The following is a 25,892-nucleotide window of genomic DNA, read 5'->3' on the forward strand; positions in this document are numbered from 1 at the left end:
TATTATTTTTTACTATATGTAATTACATAAATATACATTTAAATATAACTTCATCTTTTATTACTTAACAATTATTTTAACTCTACCATTTTAGTATACTTTACAAATTACACATACTGCTATTTTCAATTAATAACTACTTAACAATTTTCTAATTTATAAAATAGCTTTGATTAAATATAGTATGTCATCGGTACATATTACTATATTTAACCAAAAATATTTTTATTAAATTAATATTTATTTTAATTAATTTTCTTTAGTATTTTAATAATTAAATCAAGTATATTAAATTTATATAAATATTTAAATTTGTTTCAGTAAGCAATCATCACTATGGTACTTTATTCTTTTTTATAATAAAAATTAAATAAGCGAAAATATCCATTCCACTTTTCTTTATAGGAATTTTCTATATCCAAATTATCTTTTTCTATATATAATTATACAATTATATATATAGTTTGTAAAATATTTTAATTTATTTATAACATATTATTAAGATTTTAATTGTATAACAATACCCTTCCCCAAAAATTCTAAATAAAGTAAATTTTTTTATCAAATATATATGAAAATTTTTATTAAATTGTTGTCCTATCATAATATTGCTGCATATCTACTAAATTCTTTTTTATATTAAATATAAAATTATTTATCATTTTATTTTCAATGCTTTCATTACTTAAGTATTCATTTTCTACATCATATAATAGTTCTTGTAAAGATATCTCTTTATTTTTTATTTTTACTATTAATTTTTTTATTTTATTTATCTCATTTTCTGAAAAATTTGCACTATCCATAAGATTTTGAAATTCATAAACATTAGTTATTATTTTTTGTTTTATTTCACAAAGTTTGTTATACTCTTCATCTTCATATTTATATTCATCTTCATTCTTATTGAAATTTAAACCTTCATTCATTTTTATAGTCTGCTCAATTTGAGAATTTAAAAGATAAATATTATTCATATAATCTGTAGTGTTGTGTTTTTCTAAAATTATATCTAAATTTTGAACTAAATCTTCAACTAATGCCTCTGATATTTTAGCAAGATATTTATTGGCTTTTTTAACATCATACTCAAATAAAAATGTATTTATAAAAATAGCAATGATTGCACCTATAAGAATAAAAATAACTCTTTCAACACTTAAAATAATAGGAGTAGCTTTTATCAAATTATCTCCTACAACATATCCTCCAACTAAAGATGCAGCCCCTATTGCAGAAATTGTTACTGTTATTATCTTTTGTCTATAAGTTTCGCAATACATATTTGCATATCCAGCTCCCATAATTATAAGACTTCTTATTAAAGTACTTCTAAAAATAACAAATGTTACTGATATAAAAATTGCTCCTATTATCGTTGCTATTATTCTATCCTTTGCTTTTGATTTTGTTATTTCAAGTAAAGGACTTGTAAGAGATAAAACAGTATACATTATCCATCGTCCTTGGTCTAAGTGAAAATACTCCATTATAAAACAAGCAATTACAACTTCAACAGTAATACATAAAGAATAAGTTAATCTTATGGAATCAAATTTAATATTTTTAAGTCCATATACATCATTTTTTAAATTCCTTTTTATATTTTTAAATTCTTCTTTAATATTTTTATTTGAATTTTTTATTATAAGAGATATTATTGTCATTGATGTTAAAATTTCTATTGCATTTTTATCAGTAACATCACAATACTTTACTTCTAACTCATTCATATAAGAAATAATAGTTTCTTTATTATCTTTACTTTTTAATATCTCTATAAATTTTTTTATTTCATCTAAAATTTCATTTTTTTTATCATCTTTATATCCTTCTATTAATATGCTGAGTTTTTCTATGGAAACTAAAACATCTAAACTTACTCTTCCTTCTTCTGAAATGTAAAATCTTTTTTCTTTTTTATCATAAATAATATTTTTTAGCTTTTTTAACATACTATTTATTTTAATATTAACTTCATCTACAGAATTACTCTCTTTTATCAAATCTATCTTTTGTAAAAGAGTATCAAATAAACTTTCAAATATTTTTTTACTAGAAATCCCCACTTTATTTTTATTAATTATAAATTGTGGTAACATTATACTAGAGGCACCAACTATTAGTGCTACAATTCTAAGAGGCATTTGATCAATTGAAACTGGATAGGCTACTAAAAATAAATATAAAAAAGAAAAAGGAATATACATAGGTCCTTTCAAAACATGACCAAAGGTATAACTAATTACAAATATAATTATAAAGTTTACAGGTATAGCAACCCAAATATTCCTTGAAGCTATAAATGTTCCCATTCCTATCATTACATAAAATAATATAAGTACTAAGGTATTTTTCAAGGGTTCACCAGTTAAATCTTGTCCCATAAACATGAGCAATCCAGTAATGGACATAACAGCAATTAATATATTTTCATTTCCAAAGATAAACTTAAAGCCAAAAATATATGTCATTATCACTATAAACATTAATGTTTTACAAATTATAAGTTTCTTCATTACTCCCCCACCTTTTCTTGAAAAATATCATAGAGGAGTATACCACTATTTTTAAAAGATTTTCAAGTTTTTATTTTAATACCATAACTTTAAATATTAAACATTATATAAATATTTTACAATTATACTGTTCTTTTATAAATTTAATAAGCCTTTATATATATTATTTAAATTTTTTCCTTTTGTTTCTTTCACTTCTAATATAAAATTATTTATAAAAAATAAAAATAACTATATGAACAGAAATTTATTTCTTATTCATATAGTCATTTTTTTATATAAATTCTATTTTCCAGTTAAAATAACCTGTTTTCTCATTAAGTTCATATTTAAAATAAGCACTAAAGGTATTACCTTTTTTACTTTTTAAATTTCTAAATCCAACTTTTCCATTTTTTAAAAGAAGCTCAACCATTTGTTTCGAAACAGTTTTTCCAAAGGAAGCGATATATTTATCATCCTTCCAAATAGTATATTTACAACCATTTTTCCAGTTTATACATCCAAATCCTTTTATCCCTTCTATAACTGAATTCCCACAAATAGGACACTTTCCTATTTCCTCTGCTCCTTCTGGAAGTTCAACTTTAAATTTGTGAAGAAGCGATCTATCATTTTTTATTTTATCTACTGATTCTCTTGTAAAATTGCAAATAAGGTTTAAGAACTCTTCTTTGCTGACAATTCCTTTTTCTATATCAGATAAAGTCTTTTCAAGCCTTCCTGTATACTCAAGGTCTAAAAGTTCCTTAGCTGGAAAAACCTCAACTATAGTTTTACCAAGGTCAGTACATATAAGACTCTTTCCCTTAGCTTTTACATATCCTATATCATGTAGTCTTTTAATTGTTTCAGCTCTCGTTGCAGGAGTTCCTATACTAAAACCACTAAGAATAGCCTTCATCATTTCTTCTGAATTATCCTCTGCTAAATCATCATTTTCTGTATCTTCCTCTTCAGGTTTATCTTCCACTTTATTCTTTTTAAAATTCTTTCCACAGGTTTCCATAACCTTTAAAAGAGTTTTTTCTGTATGATGCTTTGGTGGTTTTTTAGTAACTTTAGTAACTTTTCCATCTGTTACATCTAAACTTTCACCTTCATTTACAAGTGGAAGTATAGTATCCTTAGTTTCTATTTTTTCTACCTTTCTCCATCCTTCAACAAGACTAACTCTTCCTTTAGCTCTAAATTCACCCTTTGCCTTTTCATCATCAACCTTTATAGTTATTTTTGTTTCTTCAAACTCAGCAACAGGCATAAATTGCATTATAAATCTATTTTTAATAGCCTCATAAACTGCTCTCTCATCAGGGCTTAAGTTACTTGGTTTTACATAGGTAGGAGTAATAGCACTATGGCTCTCAACCTTTGAATTATCAAAAACTCTTTTAGTTTTAGTGAATTTTATTTCACTTTCATAAGGTAGACCTACTTTTATTTTTTCTAGAACATTTCTAGCCCTATCAACTAAACTTTCTTCAAGAGCCATACTTCCCGTTCTAGGATATGTTATAAACTTTTTCTCGTATAAGCTTTGGGCAACTTTTAAAACTTTATCAGAAGTCCATCCTTTATATTTACTTGTTATATATCCCTGTAAGTTTGAAAGATTAAAAAGAGGTGCTGGATATTCTCTTTTCTTCTCAACTTCTTTTAATATAACTTTTCCTTGTTTCCCTTTTATAGATTTTTTTATTTCATCTAAATATTCTTTTTTCTCGAACTTTTCATTTTCTTCATAATATAATGTTTCAAATTCAATATTTTCTAAGTTTTTAAATTTCTGAGCTAACTTATAATAGCTACTTTCTTTAAAATTTTCTATTTCTTTATCTCTATCATAAATAATTTTAAGAGTTGGCAGAAGAACTCTTCCTATATTTATTATTTTTTTATCTTCAAAACCATATCTTAAAGTAGCTACTGAAGTTAAATTTATTCCTATAATCCAATCAGCTATTTGCCTTCCTATTCCTGCATCTTGAAGTGATTTCATTTCTGAGTTAAGCTTAAGTTTTTCCATACCTTTCTTAACTTCATTTTCTGTCCACTCATTTAATAGAATTCTATAAATAGGCTTTTTAACATCATAATATATAAATAATTCATCAGAAATAACTTGCCCTTCACGGTCATAGTCTGTTGCTGATATTACAGCCTCTACATCTTCTCTATCAATTAATCCCTTTATTATGTTTAATTGTTTTTGTGAGCCTTTGTCTACTATAGCTCTATTTTGACTATCAGACTTTATTTTATATTTAAATTCTGAAGGTATAAAAGGAAACTTTTCCATTCTCCATCCCTTCATTGTCTCATCATAATCCTTAGCATCGAAAAGCTGTAAAAGATGTCCAAAAGCCCATGTAACTATGTACTCTTCCCCTTCAAAATATCCATCTTTCCTAACTTTTATTTTAAAAGCATCTGCTATATTCTTTGCTACAGATGGTTTTTCTGCTATTATAACTTTTTTCAAAATACCAGCTCCTAATTCTAAACATGTTGGTTAGTATTATCTAAAAACTAAAATCACCATTAAATAAATAATATCCATTAAATATAATGTTATACAAAAATAAAAGAAAGTCCACAACATAAGAAGATCTTATTAATTGTAGACTTCATCTATATATTATAATATAAATAATTAAAATTTCAAAATTACATTTCATTTAACATCCAAATAAAAAAGTTAAGAACTCCAGCAAAAGTACACCAAAGTGCATAAGGTATAAGCAGATAACCAGCTATTTTATCAACTCTAATAAATTTCCAAATAGAAATTAATATAAAAATTAAGAGTATTACAAGTTCTATAAATGCTAATCCATATAATCTAAATTTAAAAAATATTATGGACCAAAGAAAATTTAAAACTAGTTGTATAACATAAAATCCTAAAGCCCCTTTAACATTTTCCTTTTTCTTTAGTTCATAAATTCTATAGGCTGCTATAGCCATCATAACATATAATATACTCCAAACAATAGGAAACACAATACTAGGTGGACTAAAAATTGGCTTTTCTAAAGCCTCGTATAATTCCTTAGAGTTTCCAACTATAATTCCAACAAGCCAACCTCCCCCTAAATGAATTACAATACTTATGATTAAATCCCCAAAATTAAAATCACCCTTAATTTTAAATAACCCAAACATATAAATATCACCTCAATAGCATTTATATGTACTATCGATACTATATTATGACAACTAAAAGTCTAACTACAACTATAATAATATATATCCGAAAACTCAATATCTACTTTTTCCATTAAATCATTAATACAAATATCATTGTAGATCTTATAACTTGAATTCAAATCATCATAAATACAACTTTCCCCTTTAAATGTAATAATAAATATATTATGATTATTTTCATCAGTTTTAATTTCTAAACTTCCTCCTTGAAGTTCCATAAGTGATTTACTTATATAAAGACCTAAGCCACTCCCTTCACTACTTCTATTGAAAGATTTATTATTTTTTGTAAATTTATCAAATATGTAATTCTTTTCCTCTTCTTCTATTAATTTGCCATCATTAGCTATATCTATTTCTATATTATCTCCTATTATTTTTATATGAATATAAATATTCCCTCCAACATTTCCATATTTAACACAATTAGAAAAAATATTTAAGATTACTCTTTCTGTAAAATTTCTATCTATTTTAATTAATATTTCTTCCTCCTCTGTGTCAAATAGAAAGTTCATTTGTTTTTTGTAAAAGTACTCCTTACTATAATGTAATATAGTTTCAACTAATTCTACTATATTATATATTTCATATTCGCTATTTAAACAATTATCAGATATTCTATTTACATCTATAAAATTATTTATAGTTCGTATAAGTCTTAAGGCATTTTGTCTTATTTTTATATTATTTTCTCTTACTTTATCCAAGTTCTCCTCAATTAAATTTATATTATTTAATTGAATTGCTGAAAAAATTACATTTATAGGTGTTCTTAATTCATGAGATATATTAGAAAAGAATTCTCTTTTTAAATATTCTTCTTCATAATATTTTTTTATACATTCCCTTTTTTCCTTTAATCTTTTTTCAGCTGTTATATTCTTAATTAATAAAAATTTATAATCCCCTGTTAAGCTTAGATAAAATACTTCCAAATCAAGCACTTCACCAAATTTATCAACTAAATTTAATTGGAATTTTGATTTTTTTATACTGTTATTTTTTACTTCTTTTAAAATTACATCATTATAAAACTTTTTTGATTCATTTATAAGATAAACTTTATCAAAAGTTTCACTTATTAATTTACAAGCACTTTCATTTATATACTCAACTTTTTCATTCTTAACAATGCAAATAAAATCATTTATAGAGTTTATAAATTGATTATGATAATTTTTACTCTTCTCAGCCAAATCATTAAGTTCCTTTAAAAGATTAGTTCTTTTTTTTAAAATTATATTTTTTTGTTTTATATCATCTTCTTTCCTTAAAATATAATTATGCACATCATTATAATACTTTTCTAAAAAACTCGTTATAAATCCTTCATATAAAAAATAATAAGCAAAATAAGTAAAAGCATAAGATATAGCCGTATATATAGTCGCTGCTCCATTTATAATCATATTACAAGAAAATCTACTAAATAAACCATTAATAAACATCATATTCACAAATAAAAATATTGCCCTACATTTTGATTTAGTCATAGATAATCTATTATTAAATATCACCAAATAAGTATAAGTATATAATGTTAAGTTAAGTATATAGTTAATTTCATTTCCATAATATTCATTGATTATATTTATTGGTATATTAATAGTTATTATCATTATTCCTATTATTCCTATTATTACTATAATAATAAAAAATACTTTTTTTATAAAACTATCTTCACTATTATTTTTATTTTTTATAACTAGTGTAATAAGACCTACTTCACATAATTCTAATATTATTCCTAATAATTGAAAAAAAGTAGCATTATTATAGCTATATTCTATCATCATTATATAATTTAAAAATATGTATTTCATTATATATACTAAAGCTATAATCATTAGGCCCTTTCCTAAATATGAGGCTAGCCTATCATTTTTAGAATATTTATTGTTAGTTACTAATATAATAGCTCCTATAAATACAATATTCATTATATCTATAATTTTAAAATATGTAATTTCGTCACTATTAATATAAAAAATTAAACTTAATAAATAAATAAAAATTATAACACATCTTAAAATATACTTATTCTTACTCAATTGATTATTTTTTTTATATAATAACATCATTTAAATCTCCATTAATACTCTCTACAAAAAATTCTAGAATGATAGTTGTTCCTACTCCCTCATTTGAAGTTAACTTCACCTTACCTTTTTGAAGTTTCATAAGATTATCAACAACATATAAACCAATCCCTGTATTTTTATTAATTTCTCTTGTTGCTTCTCTCCCTATAGAATACTTTTCAAATATTGTATTTAATAGTTCTGTCTTAATACCTTCTCCAGTATCATTAAATTCAATGAATACTTTATTTCCCTTTAAATATATATCTACAGTTATTTTTCCCTTAGTAGTATACTTTATTGAATTGGATATTATATTAATTATTATCCTTTCCATAAAATCTACATCACACTTTATGTAAATTTCCTCTTCCTCTGTATCAAAATAAAAATTTAAGTTTTTATTTTTTATATACTCAACAAATTTATGACAGGTATCCTCAACAAGTTCAACAATATTAACTAATTTCATATTTGCATTTAAAAAATTATTTGATAATTTAGATGAATCTATTAAGTTATTAGCTAATCTTGTAATTGTCAATATATTTTCTTTACTTATATTATTATATTTTTTTAACTCCTCTATTTTACTTTCTTTTATTAATACATTTTGTAACTGAATAGCACTATAAATTACATTTATAGGTGTTTTTATATCATGAGAAATATTTGATAAAAAATCATTCTTTATTTTTTCCTCTAATATTTTTTTCTCATATTCATTTTTAAATTCTTCAACTTTTTTCTCTTCAGTTACATCATAAAAAAGAAATATTATATTATTTTCATCTATTTTTAAAATACTTATATTATAAACATAATCACTTTTTTTTATATTTTTTAATCTAATATTTTCTATTATATTTTTTTCCTTAATATCTTTTCCTATTATGTTACCAATCTTCATAACATCAATAAATTCAAATATATTCTTATTTATTATTTCTTTTATATTATCTATCCCTACAACTTCTTTAAATTTTTCATTTGCATAAAGTATTCTTCTATTTTCTTTAACTATTATCAAAGGTAATTGTATATTCTTATATATACTTTTAAATATATCATCTCTATTTCTTAAATTCATTTGTATTTTTTCTAAATTTTTATTTTTTATATTTATATCTTCGTTTATTTTCATAAGATGTTTATTTCTATTATGCACTTCTGTAAATAAATTTTCTGAAGGTCTTTTTAAGAGCTTATAACTTAAACATAGATATATAACAACATATGTAAAAAAACAAAATATCTCTGATAAAAAAGCAACTACTAATGGTTCTTTTAAAAATAGCTCTATAAAATTAAAAAGGTTAGATACAAATAGTCCTATTGATGCTATCATAAAATAATTTATCTTATCTTCTTTTTTCAATGGAAAAATCAAAATATCATATATTATATTAAGAAATATAATTACACCTAATACTCTATAAAGAAATTTACTATAATTGTTGTAAAACACTAAATTAAATACAATTACCAAAATTAATGATGCCACAATAAATAAATCTATTTTCTTATTACACTGTTGTTCTTTATGAAATAAATACAAATTTCTTAAATATTTTATTATAATAAAAACATAAAATGCTTCTGTCACTTTAGATATTTCTAACATATTTTGTCCTATTATATCTTTTAATTTATTTCCTTCTACAAACTCCAAAATTTTTAAAATACCTGTTGCTATATAACAAGCACTAATTAAAGTAAAAAATTTATTTTCCGAAAAAGTAAATGTTGCCATACTTAATAGCATTATTGAAAAAATTAATACTATATTTCCTATTACTATAAACTTTTTTCCTAAAAACAAATTAAATATAGCCAAAGGTAGTATTATTAAAATCATTATAAATATTTTATATAAAACTCCTTTAAAAAACTCTTTTTCTATATAAATAATATCCTTTTCCTCTTGCAACTAAATCACCACCCCCTTGATTATTCTATAATATTATTTAACCCTTATAAATAAAATTTTGGATTATTGACTTATTTTTTACATATTAGTTTATAAAATACAATATTAAAGCAAAAAATAAAGAGGTTGTATCAAATCAACCACTTTATTTATATTACTTTTTTTCATCTGCCGAGACAGCTATATAGGTACAAAATGCGGTGACCATTGAACTAGTACTAGAAGCTCTTTATTTTTGAACAATAGTTTCGTGAAAAAATTTCCACTGTTTGAACAAAGTGAGTTTGGAAATTTTAGAAACTGTTGTAGAAAAAATATTAGAGTTTCTTTACGTATGTGAGTGGTCACAAATGATGAACCTATATAGCTAGATAAAAGGCAGAGAGGATGTATCTGCAATTTGATACATTCTCTTAAATAATTTATATTAAAATTTATATGGAATCTAATCTTGATTTAAAATCAGGTGAGTTTACAATAACTCTTAAATCCTCATCTTTATATATATGTTTAAGAAAATTAGGATATAATTTTATTGCTTCTATTAAATCATCTATGGCCTCTTCTTCATTACCATTTAAAGCATAAAAACAAGCCCTGTTATAGTATAAAAATTCACTTTCCTTATTTGCTTTTATCCCTTCTGAAATAACTTCTATAGCTTTTTTTAAGTTACCTTCTTCCTTATAAATTACAGATAAATTTAAAAAACTATAAGGGTATTCTCTTTCTTTTTCAATAGCCTTTTTATAAAAGATTTTACTTTTATCTATTAAATTTAGCTTTTTATATATAACTGCCATATTAAATAAAGCTCTATGATTATTTTTATCAATTTCTAATGCTCTTTGAAAAAGTCTATATGCCTTATTATTCTCATTAAGCTCTTCATATATCGAACCTAGATTCATAATTCCCCAAAAATCATTAGGACATAATTCTAATAATCTCTCATAGTATTTTATTGCTTCTTTCTTCTCTCCAGATATATCTAATGCATTGGCTAAAAAGAATATTCCTCTATCATAAATTGGATTTATCTCAACTGCCTTTTTATAATATTCTATTGCTTTTTCATATTCTTCTTCCTCATCATAAATAACAGCCATACCGTAATAAGCTCTTGGCTCTAAATTATCTATTTTTATTGCAGCTTTATAATATTCCTTTGCCTTTTCTATCATAGATAATTCATCATATACTAAGGCTATATTTATCATAAGGTCTATGTCCTTCTCTTCTTCTAAAAGCTCTGTGGCCCTTAAATAATAATTTAAAGCCTTTATAAGTTCTCCCTTATCATGATATTCTTCACCTTTTTTAATATAATTATTTATAATACTTTCCTTTTTCATAATATACCTACTTTTCCTATGTAATAACTAAAATAATACTATATTAAATAAGCAGGCTACAGCCACGTCCATAATGAACGTGGTTTTACGCCCTTACTTATATATAATTCAAATAAACTGACTTCCTTTATTTATAATAATCTATCCTTATCATAAAATTAATCTCTTATTACTTTATCATAAGCTAATCTAAAAATGTAATTAAATATTTATAACACTAATTACTAAGTACTTTATTATTTCTTATTATATACTAAATATCTCTTTATCTTATACTTCCAATATATAGCTTTTTCTCTATCTATATCTTTTATTAATTCTAAAAACTCTTCAAGAACTCCTCTCTTCCATAAGCCTTTCATTAAGTGCCTTGGATAGGTTACTCTCTTTATATAATTTTTCTTTGGATCGATGACCATTAACTTACATGTCTCTGTGTTATAAAACAAATCTTTGCATCTTATATCAAGTCTTTTAAATCTTAATCTATTAAACTCACATATCATATCATAAATTTCTCTTGCTAATATTTTATCCATTTTATGATTCTTTAAATATTTATCTAGTCTCTGGCCCTCAACATAATCTCTAACTATATAATTGTCACCTATCTCATGTATTCTAGGAAAAAATCTAGAGCCTCTAACTCTTTTTAAAATATAAGCTTCATCTATCCATGATTGATGTCTTCTAAAAAACTTAACACTTCTATTATGACTAAGTAGAAAAACTATTCCATTATGTCCTTCACCTATCTTCACGGCATTTTTCATTTCATCCTCAAGTTCCCTCGAAACTTCTAAAGAACTATAATCAAAATTTTTACTCATTTCATCCTCTAGATAATATTACTTTATTAATTATATGATAAAAATAAAAAAAAGAGACACTTTCGACAACAAATTGCAAAAGAATCTCCATTGGTGCAGATAATGGGACTTGAACCCATACGAGCATAAGCTCACTACCCCCTCAAGATAGCGTGTCTGCCATTCCACCACATCTGCACATATTAAATTAAACCTTATTATAATTATGGTAACATATTCAAACACTAATGTAAACTAAATTTCTAATTATTTTCTTATCTCATAAATTTATCTGATAACTAACTAAAATTCAAAAAGGGGCTGTATCAAATTTAGCACCTTAATTTATATTACTTTTATAAATGTATTTTTTCATCTGCCGAGATAGTTATATAGGTACAAAATGCTGTGACCATTGAACTAGTGCTAGAAGCTCTTTATTTTTGAACAATAGTTTCGTGAAAAAATTTCCATTATTTAAACGAAGTGAGTTTGGAAATTTTAGAAACTGTTGTAGAAAAAATATTGGAGCTTCTTTACGTAAGTGAGTGGTCACAAATGATGAACCTATATGGCTAGATAAAAGGCAGAGGAGATGTATCTGTAATTTGATACATCCCCTCTTCTTAGTTTATTTAATCATATATTGTCTTATATATGTTTTTATATGCCTCTACTTTTTTTACGTATTTATCTGTTTCTTTAAAAGGTATATAATCTAATTTATCTCCATTTTTCGAGTATCTTGGGTCCTCTAACCATTTTTGAACATTACCTATTCCTGCATTATAGGCAGCTATGGCTATTTCTTCACTTTCTGATTCGTCTAATAAATACCTTAAATACCAACAACCAAATCTTATGTTTGTTTCTGGATCCTTAAGCATTTCCTTCTGAAAATTAGTGACATCTAACTTTTCTGCTATCCATTGCCCTGTATCTCCTGTTATTTGCATAAGTCCATTAGCTGCTTTATGAGATACAATATTAGGATTAAAGTTACTTTCTGCCTTCATAACTGCCATAACAAGCATAGGATCTAAATCATACTCATTACTATATTCTATAACATAATCACTATACTTCATTGGAAAAAGTACACCTTTTAATAATAAATAACTAGCCCCTAAGATAAAAAACGTAAATACTGCTAAAAATACTAATCTAAATTTTTTTTTCATTCTTTACCCCTATTTTTTATATAAATTTAATAACTCTATAAAATCGTCAACTTGTTCCTTCGTCTTTATTATGTTATTACTATTGTCTATTACTAGATTAACAAATTCCTTCTTTTTTTCCAAGCTCCACTGTGCATTAATTCTATTGACAGCTTCATTTTGTGTTAATTTATCTCTAAATTTTAATCTTTCTATTTGCACTTGTAATGTTACCCAAACAAGTACCATCATATCTAGTTCTTTATGATAACCATTTTCTATAAGAGTTGCCCCATCTAATACAACTAATTGTTCTCCATTTTTTTCATGAACTTTAAAAGCTTCATCTATTTCCTTTTTAATATAAGGCATTATTATAGCTTCATATTTTAATCTTTCTTTCTGAAACCTAAATATATGATTTCCAAATTCTCTTCTTCTAAATTCTCCACGCCAATCGAAAAAAGTCCCCCCAAAAGTTAATCTTACTTCCTCTAATATTTCAGGGTACTTAGAAAGGACCTCTTTAGCTATCTCATCAGCATCAATAACTTTAAAACCACTTTCCTTTAACATTGAAGATATGGTGCTCTTTCCTGAACATATTCCACCAGTAAGCCCTACCTTAATCAACCTTCTCATCCTTTCTATTTCGCTTCATACCATGTCTTTCCTATATTTATGTCTACATCTAAAGGTACATCTAATTTTAAAACATTTTCCATCTTGTCTTTTACAAGATCCTTTACTTCCTCTAGCTCATCTTTATCTACATTCAGAATAAGTTCATCATGTACTTGAAGTATTAATTTACTCTTTAGCTTTCTATTCTTTAATTCTTCAGACACATTAACCATAGCAAGTTTAATTATATCAGCTGCTGTTCCTTGAATAGGTGCATTCATTGCAAGTCTTTCACCTAAAGCTTTAACAATTTTATTACTTGCTTTTATTTCTGGTATAAATCTTCTTCTATTTAACATTGTCTTTACATATCCTAAGTCTTTAGCTTCCTCTAAAACACCATCAATAAACTTTTTAATATTTGGATATCTTTCAAAATATATATCCATATATTCCTTAGCTTCTTTTCTAGTTATTTTTAAATCTTGAGAAAGACTAAAATCACTTATTCCATATATTATACCAAAGTTAACTGCCTTCGCTCTACTTCTCATAATACTTGTTACCTCTGAAGGTTCTACATTGAATACTTCAGCTGCAGTTCTAGTATGAATATCTGAATGTTCGTTGAATGCCTTTATCATATTAGCATCCTGTGACATATGTGCAAGTACTCTAAGTTCTATTTGTGAATAATCCGCTGAAAGAATGAAATCATCCTTTTCTCTAGGTATAAAGACTTTTCTTATTTCTCTACCCATTTCATATTTTATTGGTATATTTTGAAGATTAGGTTCTGTTGAAGATAATCTTCCTGTTGTAGTTACCGTTTGATTAAAGGTAGAATGGATAGCTCCATCAACATCAATAACATTCTTAAGACCTTCTACATAAGTTGAATATATTTTTGATAATTGTCTGAAATAAGTTATCTTATCTATTATAGGATGTTTATCTCTAAGCTTATCTAAAACATCAGCATTAGTTGAATAACCTGTTTTTGTTTTCTTTATAACTGGTAAATCTAATTTTTCAAAAAGTATTTTTCCAAGTTGCTTAGGTGAATTTATGTTAAATTCCTCTTCAGCTAATTCAAATATTTCTCCCTGTGACTTTTCTATTTCACTCTTAAATTTAATTGATAAATCATCAAGCATAGCACCATCAACTTTAAATCCAATGGCTTCCATATCACTTAAAGCTATTGTTAGAGGTAACTCTATTTTATATAATAATTCCTCCATAGCTTCTTCTTTAATTCTATCCTTTAAAACCTCAGTTAACTTATGCATATAAGTTAAAAGAATTTCATTTTTATATTCCTCTTCATATTTAGGATATTCACTTAGGTATATATTAATTATTTCTTCTAATGGATAGTTCCCCTTTGAAGAATCAATTAAATATGCTGCTATTTCACAATCAAATACTATTCCTTTTAATGTGATATTATGCTTAATTAAAACTTTTAAAGCATCTTTTACCTTATAAGTATTTTTTTCTATTTTTTTATTTTCAAATATTTCTTTTAATAATACAAAGGATTCTTTATTACCTATTAAAGCTTTAAAGTCTAAACTATAATTTAAACTCTTTGTATTTAAGAATATTTTTTCTATATTAAGAGTAGAAAATCTATCTTCCTCTGAAAACTTAAATATTAAGAAAATTTCCTTTTCTATATTTTCTTTAAGTTCTTTTAACTCTTCTATATTCTTAACTTCCTTGTAATTAGCTTCTTCCATAACTTCTTCTTCAAGAACCATATTATCTGAATTAGCAAAAACATTAAGTCTTTCATCTGTTATTTTTATTTCAAGATCTCTATAGAAATTTCTTAATGCATTTAAATCACAATTATCCTGTGACTTTATTTCCTCTAAATCAAAATCAATTGGAACTTCAGTCATTATTGTTGCTAATTTCTTAGAAAATATAGCCTGTTCACTATATTCAGTTAAATTTTCTTTTAACTTCTTTCCACTGATGTTCTCTATGTTATTTAACACTTCTTCAATTGAACCATAAGTATTAATTAATTTGAAAGCAGTTTTTTCTCCTATTCCTGGAACCCCTGGTATATTATCTGATTTATCACCCATAAGTCCTTTTACATCTATAAATTGAGTAGGAGTAACTCCAAATTCATCAATCATTCTTTGTTCATCATAAACTTCTTTTTCTGAAACACCTTTTTTAGTAATACAAACCTTTATATTTTCTCTGGCTAACTGTAATGCATCCTTATCTCCAGTTATAATATAAACTTCAATTCCTTTACTTGCTGCAAAATTAGCAAGAGTACCTATTATATCATCAGCTTCAAATCCTTCTAATTCGTATATTGTAACTGATAATAGCTTTAAAAACTCTTTAACTATTGGCAATTGCTGTGCAAGTTCTGGTGGCATTTTTTTTCTTCCTGCCTTATAATCTTTATACTCTAAATGTCTAAAAGTTGGTGCCTTTTTATCAAAAGTAGCAACTATATAATCTGGATTTATATCTTCTTTAAGTTTAAGAAGCATATTAGAAAATCCATAAACTGCATTTGTATAAGTTCCTTTTTTATTGCTTAATAAAGGTAAAGCATAAAAAGCTCTATTTATTAAGCTATTTCCATCTAATATTATTAATTTCTCCATATTTTCCTCCATAAGTTGAAATACCTATTAAATATAGTATTTCCATAGCTTGAATGTTTATAATTTAAAAAATGCTTAAATCTAATTCTTTAACCAGGTCTTCAAGCAAATTTATACCTGCTACACTATTTCCCTTAGCATTTAATGCTGGACCGAATATTCCAATTCCAAGCTTATTAGGTACAGCACACATTATGCCTCCACCAACACCACTCTTAGATGGAATTCCTACTCTAACAGCATATTTTCCTGATTCATCATATAATCCACAAGTTGTCATTACCGCCTTAACAATTTTACAAATCTCCTTAGATACTATTCTTTCTCCATTCCAAGGTAATATTCCATCATTAGCTAATACGCAACCTAATTTAGCTAAATCAACAGTAGTTACCTCTATAGAACATTGTTTAAAATAAATATCTAATATTTCACTTACATTACCTTCTAGATAATTAGTACTTTTCATGAAATACGCAAGAGACCTATTTCTATCTCCTGTCTCGCTTTCTGAATGATATACAGACTCGTTAATATTTAAATCCTTATTATCCATAATTTTTCTAGAAAACTCTAGTATTCTATTAAATTTTTCATCCTTATCTTTTCCCTTTATAAGGGAAGTTGTCACTATAGCCCCTGAATTAACTAACGGATTATAAGGTTTATTTTTTTTCTTTATCTCTAAATTAACTATGCTATTAAAACTATATCCTGTTGGTTCAACAGATACTCTACTAAAAACATATTCTTTCCCATTATCTGAAAGCGCTAACATTAAAGTTATAACCTTTGAAATACTTTGAATAGTAAATTTTTTATCACAAGCTCCAGCCTTATATATTTCCCCAGACAATGTAATTATACATGCACCTAAATCATCTGCTTCAGCCTTAGCTAACTCTGGAATATATGAAGCAACATTCCCTTTAGATGCATATTCCTTATTTTTTTCAATTAAATTTTCTAGTAACATCATGCTAATCACCCTTTCTTTTAAATAGGCTATAAGGTTAATATGTTAACCTCATAGCCTATTTAAAAGGATTTACTCAATATCCTTACAGTGTAATTATACAGCCCATAAAAAATATTATCTACCCTTTACTAAAAATTATTGTTCCATTTAATAATTATTATTCATAATCTAAATAGTAGTAATTATAGGAGAAATTTATTAATGAAGCTAACAACTGAAAACCTTCGAATATTAAATAATTTTTCCAATAGTGATTTTAAAAAGCATTTTAAATTTCTTGGTGAAGGAATAGCAAGAAAAGTTTATTCATTAAATAATGAGCTTGTAGTAAAAGTTGCTAAAAATAATCCTGATGGATATCATCAAAATTTCGTAGAGGAATATGTTTATTATAACGCTCCTGCCCGTATAAAAAGATATCTTTGTCCCATTTATTATTCTACAGATAGATTAATAATAATGAGAAAGGCATTACCTTATAATAAATATTTAAATAAGAATGTTTATATAGATTTAAATGAAATTCGTGATGAACCTTCTGTAAAAAAGGATATTGAAGATTTAATCTCTAATTTCTATCTCTTTAGAAATGATATTTTTAGTTCTAGATCTTGGGGAATAGTTGATAATAACTTTTATTTAATTGATTTTGGTTGCACATCAAACTTTGGTGATTCCTATTATGACACAATAAGAGGAATTTATTATGACAAATCTCCTTTCAATTAATAAATTTTTGTTAACTTTTTATTATTTTTTTGTTTGTACTACTAGTAAAATTGAATTATAATAGAATATAACTTAAATTTAGTTAATTTAGATAGATTTAACTAGGGTATTTTAAAGCTATACCTTAAGTTAAATCTTACTATATACAAAAATTTATAATCTTAAAGAAAGGTGTGATTACTCCATGATCGAAAATATGGAAAACTTATTACAAAAATATGCTAAACTTGCTATACAAACAGGTGTTAATATTCAAAAGAACCAAACTTTAGTTATAAACTCTCCAATAGAATGTGCTTCTTTCACAAGAATGCTTGTAAAAGAAGCTTACTTAGTGGGAGCTAAAGAAGTAGTTGTTCATTGGAATGATGAATTAACTGGTAAATTAAAATTTGAATATTCACCTATGGAAGTATTCGAAAACGTACCTGAATGGGTTAAACAATCTAGATTAAGCTATGCAAAAGAAGGAGCTGCATTTTTAAGTATATCAGCATCAGACCCTGAGTTATTAAAAGATGTTGATCCTGCTAAAGTTGCCGCTTCAAGAAAAGCTTCTAGCATCGCTTCTAAAGAATTCAGCGAAAGACTTATGAGCAATGTAAATGCTTGGTCAATCGTTTCAATTCCTACAAAAGGTTGGGCTAAAAAAGTATTCCCTGACATGCCAATAGAAGAAGCAGTAGATAAATTATGGGATGCTATCTTCAAAATCGTAAGAGTTAATGAAGAAGATCCAGTTGAAGCTTGGGAGAAACATAAAAATAATCTTAAAGATAAGATGGATTATTTAAATAGCAAAAAAGTTAAATCATTACACTATACAAATTCATTAGGAACAGATTTAGTTCTTGAACTTGCTCCTAAACACCTTTGGGTTGGTGGTGCTGAACATACTCAAGATGGTACTGAATTTATTGCTAATATGCCAACAGAAGAAGTATTTTCAATGCCTTTAAAAACTGGTGTTAATGGTATAGTTTATAGTGCAAAACCTTTAAACTACGGTGGAAACTTAATAGATAACTTCTCTTTAACTTTTAAAGATGGTAGAGTTGTTGATTTCACAGCAGAAAAAGGTGCTGATACATTAAAACATCTTCTTGATACAGATGAAGGTGCTAAATATCTTGGTGAAGTTGCTTTAGTTCCTTATGATTCTCCAATATCAAATTCAGGAATAATCTTCTTCAATACACTTTACGATGAAAATGCTTCTTGTCACTTAGCTTTAGGAAAAGCATATTCATTATGTGTTGAAAATGGAGAAAAACTTTCAGAAGAAGAATTAGCTAAAGAAGGTGCAAATGATTCACTAACTCATGTTGACTTTATGATAGGTACTAAAGACCTAAATATAACAGCAACAACTACAACTGGTGAAACATTTAAAGTATTCGAAAACGGAAACTGGGCATTCTAAAAAAATAAGAAGAGGATGTATCAAATTACAGATACATCCTCTTTGCCTTTTATCTAGCTATATAGGTTCACCATTTGTGACCACTCACCTACGTAAAGAAGCTCTAATACTAGTTCAATGGTCACAGCATTTTGTACCTATATAGCTATCTCGGCAGATGAAAAAAATACGTTTATATAACTTATAAATTAAGGGGCTGATAATACAGCCCCTTCTCCTTTTTTAATTACTTTAAATTAAGTATTTTTTTGAATCTGTTTTTATTTTCAAGGTTGTCTATTAATAAGTTTAAGATTTCCTTGCAATCTCCAAGATTATTAATTTTTTTATTTTCTCCTGATACTATTAAAAAGCCATTTTCAAAGCCTCCTAATATTTCAGATTTCATTTCTTTAAAAATTAATATTCTATTATTATGCTCATGTTTTAAAAGCCTTGCTTTTTCTTTATTATTTTTCCATTTTTCTATATAAAAATCAATGGCATTACTATATGCAATAAGCCACTTCATTTTATTATAAAAATTTAAATCTTGAGTACTATACCAATATACAACATTATCAAATTGTCTTGTATTTAACATATAGTATCCCTTTTTAGAATCTTTTCCCTCACCTATGTGCAGATCTAATTTTATACTTAAATTACTTAGACCTCTGTTAATTTTATCATCTAAAATCTCAATGTTAACTGCTAGCTCTCCCATTTGAGAGATCATAGATGTAAATTCCTCCTTTATTAACTCTTTTATTATTTTATCAACTTCTGAATTTTCTAATTCTTTTATAGTAGAAACAGTTTTTCTTCTTATATCTTTTCTTTCTTCGCTCATTATAAAATAATTACCATCATAATCCACATCAATATATGATTTTTCAACTAATAACTCTAACATTTCTTTTATTAAAGATTTTAGCATTATCCCTTCAGTTTTTATGGAATAACTTATAAATCTATAGATAGTATTCAATCCTGTATTATCAGCATCACTTTCATTAAACAAATATAATATTTTCATTATTCTGTCTATTATATCGCCGTATCTACTATTTAATGATTTTGCTTTTGAAATATTTTCTCTTTTAACTTTATCTAAAGTATCGTATATACCATTAAAGTATATATTTATATTTTCCATCATTATTCCATAACAAACATTAAAGATATATTGATTATATTCACTTCCCTTTTTCTCATGGAAATGAATATTAAGCCCTGCAGGCATATATATTATGTTTTTATCGATGTAACTTTCACTTTTATCAATTACATCTCTATCTATAGTTCCTCTTTCAACTAGTTCTTCTAGTTCTTCTCTTTTTATAATAAACTCTTCCATAGTAAAGTTTATTAAAACTATAGCTTTTACTGTATCAGCATAATCCAATGTATTTTTATTATTTGTTAAATTATAGAATTTCATCCAACTTGTAAGTCCATCTTCTTTTATAGTCTTCTTATACAATTTTAAACTCCTCCAAAGTTACCTACTTATTTTTCTGCTGTAAAATTTAATAGTAATTTTTTATAAAAATCAATAGATAAAATAACTATTATTCATATAATATATATTATACTATTTCTTTTAATTTCAACATATAATATTTTTTATTTTACTGAATATTTTGTTGTAGGTGATTATAAATGGACTCTGACAAAAAAAAAAGATTAACCATAAAAGAAAGTTCTTTTCTTTGTAAATATAAACTTCATTCTAAATTATTAGAAAGCACTATTAGAGCTTATATATATAAAAATATAAAATCTAATACTTTAAATGCTATTTATGAGGATGGCCACTATTTAATTTTAGAAACTGATCTTAATGAATTTATAAGTAAAAATTATAAACATCTAGGTTTTAGTTATAATCCAATTTAAGGACATTTAATAGTCATAATCCTCCATTATAAAAAATGGGCTATCTCCAATTAGATTTTTATTCTAAAAATAGAGATAACCCCTGTTAAATTAAACCTTTATATTATTTTAGTTCAAAAATATTTATTGCTTCTTTTAATTCCTGTGCAACTACTTCTAAATCTTCTGTATACTTTGTAAGACCTTCCATTGTTGCTGTAACTTCTTCTGTTGAAGCAGTTACCTCTTCTGTTGAAGATGCTATTTGTTGAGATACTGAAGCAACATTCTCCATTTCCTCAACAACAGTTTCCTTATTCATATTTATGAATTCAACAAAGCTTTTTATTTCAAAGGCATTTCCATTAACTTCATTTATATGTTTTAATATTTCACCAAATATTTCTTTTGTTTTAAACATAGCTTCTTCTTGTTCACTAACGACAACTTTACTATCTTCAATACTTTCTGTAACTTTAATTGATTTTTGCCTTATTTCTTCAATTATACTCTTTATTTCTTCAGTAGATTTTTTTGATTGCTCTGCAAGCTTTCTAATTTCATCAGCAACAACTGCAAATCCTCTTCCGGCTTCACCAGCTCTAGCTGCCTCTATACTTGCATTTAAAGCTAGAAGATTTGTTTGCTCTGTTATTTGAGAAATACTATTTGATATAACATTGATTTTATCTGTACTCTTTGCAACATCAATAACTAAAGTATTAAATTCTTGTGTTGCAGCTTTACTTTTACTATACTTCTCAATAAGGCTTTCTATTATAGCATTACCTTTTTGTTCTATGATTGCATTAGATTTTTCTGCTATACTTGACATATTTTCTGTTATTCCAGTTATATCAACAAGTTGCATAGATAATACTTCCATAGACTCTAAGCTTTGTTGTGCATTATTAGATTGACTTATAGTACCAGTAGATATTTCTTCTATAGCTCTTGAAACCTCTGTAGAAGATGCTGTAGTTTCCTCTGCCATAGCAGCTATATTTTCTGAAGACTTTAAAAGTACTTCTGAATTTTCACTTATTTTACCTAAAAGTTCCTTCATACTATCTTGAGTTTTATTTACTGAATCTGCCAAGCCTTCAAACTCATCTCCCGTATTTAAAACAACAGCTTCTCTTAAATCTCCCTCTGCAATTCTCTTTAAACTATCTTTAAGAATTTTAACACTCTTATTTATATTCTTACTTAACCATTGAGTACCAACTATAGCTAAAGCCATTACTCCTATTGCTGTATATATAACATTCATCCTTATTGGCTTCAGTTGTTTTTTAATTGAATCTTGATTTAATACACTAAATAATACTCTATTCCCTCCAACAGTTTTATCATAAACTACTGTTCTTGATTTTCCATCAACTTTTACACTAAGGGCTCCTACTCCATCACTAGCTGCATTAATATTTTTTAAAATTTCTCCAGTTGAACTCTCATTTACAATATTATTAGATGTTAATTCTTTTGATTTTCCATTTTCAACTAAGTATACACTATTATCTATTTCTCCATTATTCGTTAGTTCCTTTAAATTTGTCTCTTTCTTATCTTCACTTAAAAGCTCCCTTTTGATTTCTGCTAGAATTGTACTATTTGTATTTATAATACTATTCACTAAAACCTTTTGACTTTGAGAATACATAGAAATTGCAGCTACAACTTCGATTAAAATACAAATTAAAATAAATACAGTAACCTTACTGCCTATACTTTTAAGCTTTTTACTCCCCTTTATCAATTTCTTTTCTACCATGATTACACCCCTATCACGTCTCATAATTATTCTCTACTATATTTTCGTCAGGGTGATTACACAACTTTATAGAATAAAATTATAAAATTTTCTGTTGATGCTCTTCCTTCACTCTAAAAAATTCCTTTGTTTCACTTATAATTTCTTTTCTTAGCCCTATAAGAGCAACTAGATTAGGAAATGCCATAAGACCATTTACTATATCTGCAATTATAAATATTAAAGTTAATGGTAAAAATGCACCTATTCCAACTAAAGCTATATAAATCATTCTATATACCTTAATTCCTTTAACACCTACTAAATACTCAACACATCTCTCTCCATAATAATTCCATCCTAGAATAGTAGTAAAAGCAAAAAACATAAGACCTATATTTACTATATATACTCCAACATTTGCAATAGGGAATCCTGCTTCAAAGGCTGCTGTTGTTAAAGCTGCTCCTTCAAAATTAATATTATTATAAAAACCAGTTATAACTATGACTAGACCTGTCATTGTACATATTAATATAGTATCAAAAAAGGTTCCTGTCATTGATATTAACCCTTGTTTTACTGGTGAATTAGTTTTTGCTGCCGCCGCTGCTATGGGTGCACTTCCTAAACCAGCTTCATTAGAAAATACACCTCTACCTATTCCCTTTTGTATTGCCATAACAACTGTTATTCCAGCGGCTCCTCCCAATGCTGATTTAGGATTAAATGCACTTTCTATTATTAAAGCTATAGCACTTGGAATCTTTGTAAAATTACAAAATAAAACTATTAAAACAGCTAATACATATAAAATTGCCATAAGTGGTACAACCTTTTCTGAAACCTTTGATATTCTTTTAATTCCACCTAAAGTTACCATAGCTACTAGTATAGTTACAATTATAGCTGTTAACCATAAAGGCATATTAAATGCTATCTTTGCTGAATCTGCAATGGACTTAACTTGTCCAAATGTTCCTATACCAAAAAAAGCAACACCTATGCCTAATATAGCAAATAATTTACCAAGCCATTTTAATCCCAATCCTCTTTCTATATAATACATAGGTCCACCAGATATATTACCATTCTCATCTAAAACCCTATATTTTATAGCAAGAACTCCTTCTGCATACTTTGTTGCCATTCCAAAAAAGGCAGCAATCCACATCCAAAATAAAGCTCCTGGTCCCCCTGCACTTATGGCAGTTGCCACTCCTACAATATTACCAGTTCCTATAGTAGCAGATAATGCAGTACATAATGCTGCGAAGCTTGATACATCTCCTTGATTGTTCTCATCTTCAAATTCCTCATCCTTAGAAAAAACAAACTTTAGCGCCAAGGGTAATTTAAATATTTGTAGCAAACCTAATTTCATTGTTAAATATATACCTGTTCCCACTAATAATATTAAAAGTGGTGCTCCCCACACTAAAGAATTTACCTTTTCTAAAAATCCCTCAATAGAAAAAGTTGTAGCTAAAACATTAAAATTAATCATAAAAAAATCCTCCTTAAATTTAAATTTAGGAGGGTTTAGAATTAAACCTAACAATATTATAATTGTTAAGTTTATCTATCCCCTGTCCTTTTACCTGAAAGTTTCAATAGAGCGTTAGCCCTATTTTGCTCCTTCGGTGCTCATTCTGAGTCTCTCCAGAGGCTCGTCCAATATCGGTCCCTTTACCTGAAAGATTTCCCTCTTCGGTGGACTATAATTAGTCTCTCTCCCAATATCTTCATCCGAACTCTATTAAATTTTTAATTTAAAAACATTTTACCATGTTTAACCATTTAATTCAATAATTATTACACTATTCTATTTCTCATGTCACCCTTATAAAAAGCTTTTATATTCTCAACCATTTCATTAAATAATCTAGTTCTTGATTCTATACTTGCCCAAGCTATATGTGGAGTAAGAATTAACTTCTCCTTATTTTTAACCTTTAATAGCATATTACCCTTATTTATAGGCTCCTTTTCAAATACATCTAAAGCAGCTCCACTTATTAAATCTTCATCTATAGCTTTTGCTAAATCCTCTTCTACTACAATAGGACCTCTTCCCATATTTATTAAAACAACTGATTTTTTCATCTTTTTCATAGCTTCATAATTTATAAGCCCTAGTGTTCTTTCATTTAAAGGTGCATGAATTGATATAATATCACTTCTATTTAATAATTCTTCAAAATTAACTCTTTCAAATTCATCTGTAGAGTTTTTTCCTGAAGTAGAATAGTAAATGACCTTAGCTCCAAAAGCTTCTGCTATTCTAGCTACTTTCTTACCAATTTCACCAAGACCTATTATTCCAAAAGTCTTTCCTGAAATATCATTAAGTGGTTTATCTAAATGTGTAAATATATTTGAATCTATATATCTACCTGATTTAACATAATCATCATAGTAAGCTATCTTATTATATAAACTTAAAAGAACTGCAAAAGTATGTTGTACTACTGTGTTAGTTGAATATCCAGCCACATTAGTTACCGCTATAGAATTATTTCTAGCATATTCAATATCTATATTATTATATCCTGTAGCCATTTCACATATAATTTCTAAATTTTTTGCTTCTTTTAAATTATTCTCATTTAAAACTACCTTATTAGTAATTATCACATTAGCCTCTTTTATTCTATCTACTACCTCTTCTTCTGTAGTAAAATCATAATACTTAAAATTCCCTAATTCACTTAAAATAGAAAAATCAAAAGTCCCCATAGTTTTTCCGTCTAATAATACTATATTTCTCAAATTTATCACCTCTAATTCTATTATTTTAAAACTTAATATC

18 protein-coding genes, 1 tRNA gene and 2 riboswitches are annotated in these 25,892 nt (G+C 26.1%); of the genes, 3 read left to right on the plus strand and 16 right to left on the minus strand.

Annotation, left to right across the window (positions count from 1 at the left end; translation table 11 throughout):
• Positions 1–584: 584 nt before the first annotated feature.
• The 12 genes from ARA19_RS12115 to glsA all read right to left on the minus strand — a co-directional run bounded on the left by ARA19_RS12115 (position 585) and on the right by glsA (position 17,315).
• Positions 585–2,519 (minus strand): FUSC family protein, encoded by a 1,935-nt coding sequence (locus ARA19_RS12115; protein WP_055071226.1) that lies wholly within the window; start codon positions 2,517–2,519, stop codon positions 585–587.
• 274 nt (positions 2,520–2,793) lie between these two features.
• Entirely contained in the window at positions 2,794–5,001 is a 2,208-nt protein-coding gene (locus tag ARA19_RS12120; protein ID WP_055071227.1) for a type IA DNA topoisomerase, read from the minus strand.
• Positions 5,002–5,186: 185 nt separating this feature from the next.
• On the minus strand, positions 5,187–5,684 hold the full coding sequence (locus ARA19_RS12125; protein WP_055071228.1) for a TspO/MBR family protein: 498 nt from the start codon (positions 5,682–5,684) through the stop codon (positions 5,187–5,189).
• A gap of 62 nt (positions 5,685–5,746) precedes the next feature.
• The gene (locus ARA19_RS12130) at positions 5,747–7,672 is read right to left on the minus strand and encodes a sensor histidine kinase (protein WP_207643342.1); all 1,926 of its coding nucleotides are present in this window, start codon (positions 7,670–7,672) and stop codon (positions 5,747–5,749) included.
• A gap of 124 nt (positions 7,673–7,796) precedes the next feature.
• Positions 7,797–9,743: a sensor histidine kinase gene (locus ARA19_RS12135; protein WP_055071230.1), complete on the minus strand. Its 1,947-nt coding sequence runs from the start codon at positions 9,741–9,743 to the stop codon at positions 7,797–7,799.
• Positions 9,744–10,177: 434 nt separating this feature from the next.
• Positions 10,178–11,098 carry a tetratricopeptide repeat protein gene (locus ARA19_RS12140; RefSeq protein ID WP_055071231.1) on the minus strand — a complete coding sequence of 307 codons (921 nt, stop codon included), beginning with the start codon at positions 11,096–11,098 and terminating at the stop codon, positions 10,178–10,180.
• 236 nt (positions 11,099–11,334) lie between these two features.
• On the minus strand, positions 11,335–11,928 hold the full coding sequence (locus ARA19_RS12145; RefSeq protein ID WP_055071232.1) for a hypothetical protein: 594 nt from the start codon (positions 11,926–11,928) through the stop codon (positions 11,335–11,337).
• Between the two features lie 91 nt (positions 11,929–12,019).
• Positions 12,020–12,105, minus strand: a tRNA-Leu gene (locus ARA19_RS12150).
• A 437-nt stretch (positions 12,106–12,542) separates the two neighbouring features.
• Entirely contained in the window at positions 12,543–13,088 is a 546-nt protein-coding gene (locus tag ARA19_RS12155; protein ID WP_055071233.1) for a lytic transglycosylase domain-containing protein, read from the minus strand.
• Positions 13,089–13,097: 9 nt separating this feature from the next.
• On the minus strand, positions 13,098–13,700 hold the full coding sequence (gene coaE, locus ARA19_RS12160) for a dephospho-CoA kinase (protein WP_055071234.1): 603 nt from the start codon (positions 13,698–13,700) through the stop codon (positions 13,098–13,100).
• 14 nt (positions 13,701–13,714) lie between these two features.
• Positions 13,715–16,336, minus strand: a complete 2,622-nt coding sequence (polA, locus tag ARA19_RS12165) for a DNA polymerase I (RefSeq protein WP_055071235.1) — start codon at positions 16,334–16,336, stop codon at positions 13,715–13,717.
• Positions 16,337–16,400: 64 nt separating this feature from the next.
• Positions 16,401–17,315: a glutaminase A gene (gene glsA / locus ARA19_RS12170; RefSeq protein WP_055071236.1), complete on the minus strand. Its 915-nt coding sequence runs from the start codon at positions 17,313–17,315 to the stop codon at positions 16,401–16,403.
• A gap of 201 nt (positions 17,316–17,516) precedes the next feature.
• On the opposite strand from glsA, the gene ARA19_RS12175 reads away from it, so the two are divergent.
• Entirely contained in the window at positions 17,517–18,044 is a 528-nt protein-coding gene (locus tag ARA19_RS12175; RefSeq protein WP_055071237.1) for a hypothetical protein, read from the plus strand.
• Between the two features lie 196 nt (positions 18,045–18,240).
• Positions 18,241–19,467, plus strand: a complete 1,227-nt coding sequence (locus ARA19_RS12180) for an aminopeptidase (protein ID WP_423230609.1) — start codon at positions 18,241–18,243, stop codon at positions 19,465–19,467.
• 226 nt (positions 19,468–19,693) lie between these two features.
• On the opposite strand, the gene ARA19_RS12185 is transcribed toward ARA19_RS12180, so the two are convergent.
• Positions 19,694–20,932, minus strand: coding sequence for a hypothetical protein (locus ARA19_RS12185; protein WP_055071239.1), 1,239 nt, complete (start codon positions 20,930–20,932; stop codon positions 19,694–19,696).
• Positions 20,933–21,111: 179 nt separating this feature from the next.
• Here ARA19_RS12185 and ARA19_RS12190 point away from each other — a divergent pair, with 179 nt between their 5' ends.
• Positions 21,112–21,348: a hypothetical protein gene (locus ARA19_RS12190; protein WP_055071240.1), complete on the plus strand. Its 237-nt coding sequence runs from the start codon at positions 21,112–21,114 to the stop codon at positions 21,346–21,348.
• A 103-nt stretch (positions 21,349–21,451) separates the two neighbouring features.
• Here ARA19_RS12190 and ARA19_RS12195 read toward each other — a convergent pair whose 3' ends face one another.
• The 3 genes from ARA19_RS12195 to ARA19_RS12205 all read right to left on the minus strand — a co-directional run bounded on the left by ARA19_RS12195 (position 21,452) and on the right by ARA19_RS12205 (position 25,852).
• On the minus strand, positions 21,452–23,101 hold the full coding sequence (locus tag ARA19_RS12195; protein ID WP_055071241.1) for a methyl-accepting chemotaxis protein: 1,650 nt from the start codon (positions 23,099–23,101) through the stop codon (positions 21,452–21,454).
• Between the two features lie 79 nt (positions 23,102–23,180).
• On the minus strand, positions 23,181–24,587 hold the full coding sequence (locus ARA19_RS12200) for an alanine/glycine:cation symporter family protein (protein ID WP_055071242.1): 1,407 nt from the start codon (positions 24,585–24,587) through the stop codon (positions 23,181–23,183).
• Between the two features lie 72 nt (positions 24,588–24,659).
• Positions 24,660–24,751, minus strand: a riboswitch (glycine riboswitch).
• A riboswitch (glycine riboswitch) is annotated at positions 24,752–24,829 on the minus strand. It lies immediately after the preceding riboswitch.
• A gap of 66 nt (positions 24,830–24,895) precedes the next feature.
• Complete coding sequence (locus ARA19_RS12205; RefSeq protein ID WP_055071243.1) at positions 24,896–25,852, minus strand: D-2-hydroxyacid dehydrogenase; 957 nt, start codon at positions 25,850–25,852, stop codon at positions 24,896–24,898.
• Positions 25,853–25,892 lie beyond the last annotated feature (40 nt).

This window comes from Clostridium massiliamazoniense (assembly GCF_001403635.1).
Taxonomy (GTDB): Bacteria; Bacillota; Clostridia; order Clostridiales; family Clostridiaceae; genus Sarcina; species Sarcina massiliamazoniense.

Coding starts and splice junctions, on each gene's coding strand:
- ARA19_RS12115 (WP_055071226.1), bottom strand. CDS start 2,519: ATGAAGAAACTTATAATTTGTAAAACATTAATGTTTATAGTGATAATG.
- ARA19_RS12125 (WP_055071228.1), bottom strand. CDS start 5,684: ATGTTTGGGTTATTTAAAATTAAGGGTGATTTTAATTTTGGGGATTTA.
- ARA19_RS12130 (WP_207643342.1), bottom strand. CDS start 7,672: ATGAATATTGTATTTATAGGAGCTATTATATTAGTAACTAACAATAAA.
- ARA19_RS12140 (WP_055071231.1), bottom strand. CDS start 11,098: ATGAAAAAGGAAAGTATTATAAATAATTATATTAAAAAAGGTGAAGAA.
- ARA19_RS12145 (WP_055071232.1), bottom strand. CDS start 11,928: ATGAGTAAAAATTTTGATTATAGTTCTTTAGAAGTTTCGAGGGAACTT.
- ARA19_RS12155 (WP_055071233.1), bottom strand. CDS start 13,088: ATGAAAAAAAAATTTAGATTAGTATTTTTAGCAGTATTTACGTTTTTT.
- polA (WP_055071235.1), bottom strand. CDS start 16,336: ATGGAGAAATTAATAATATTAGATGGAAATAGCTTAATAAATAGAGCT.
- glsA (WP_055071236.1), bottom strand. CDS start 17,315: ATGATGTTACTAGAAAATTTAATTGAAAAAAATAAGGAATATGCATCT.
- ARA19_RS12175 (WP_055071237.1), top strand. CDS start 17,517: ATGAAGCTAACAACTGAAAACCTTCGAATATTAAATAATTTTTCCAAT.
- ARA19_RS12180 (WP_423230609.1), top strand. CDS start 18,241: ATGGAAAACTTATTACAAAAATATGCTAAACTTGCTATACAAACAGGT.
- ARA19_RS12190 (WP_055071240.1), top strand. CDS start 21,112: ATGGACTCTGACAAAAAAAAAAGATTAACCATAAAAGAAAGTTCTTTT.
- ARA19_RS12195 (WP_055071241.1), bottom strand. CDS start 23,101: ATGGTAGAAAAGAAATTGATAAAGGGGAGTAAAAAGCTTAAAAGTATA.
- ARA19_RS12200 (WP_055071242.1), bottom strand. CDS start 24,587: ATGATTAATTTTAATGTTTTAGCTACAACTTTTTCTATTGAGGGATTT.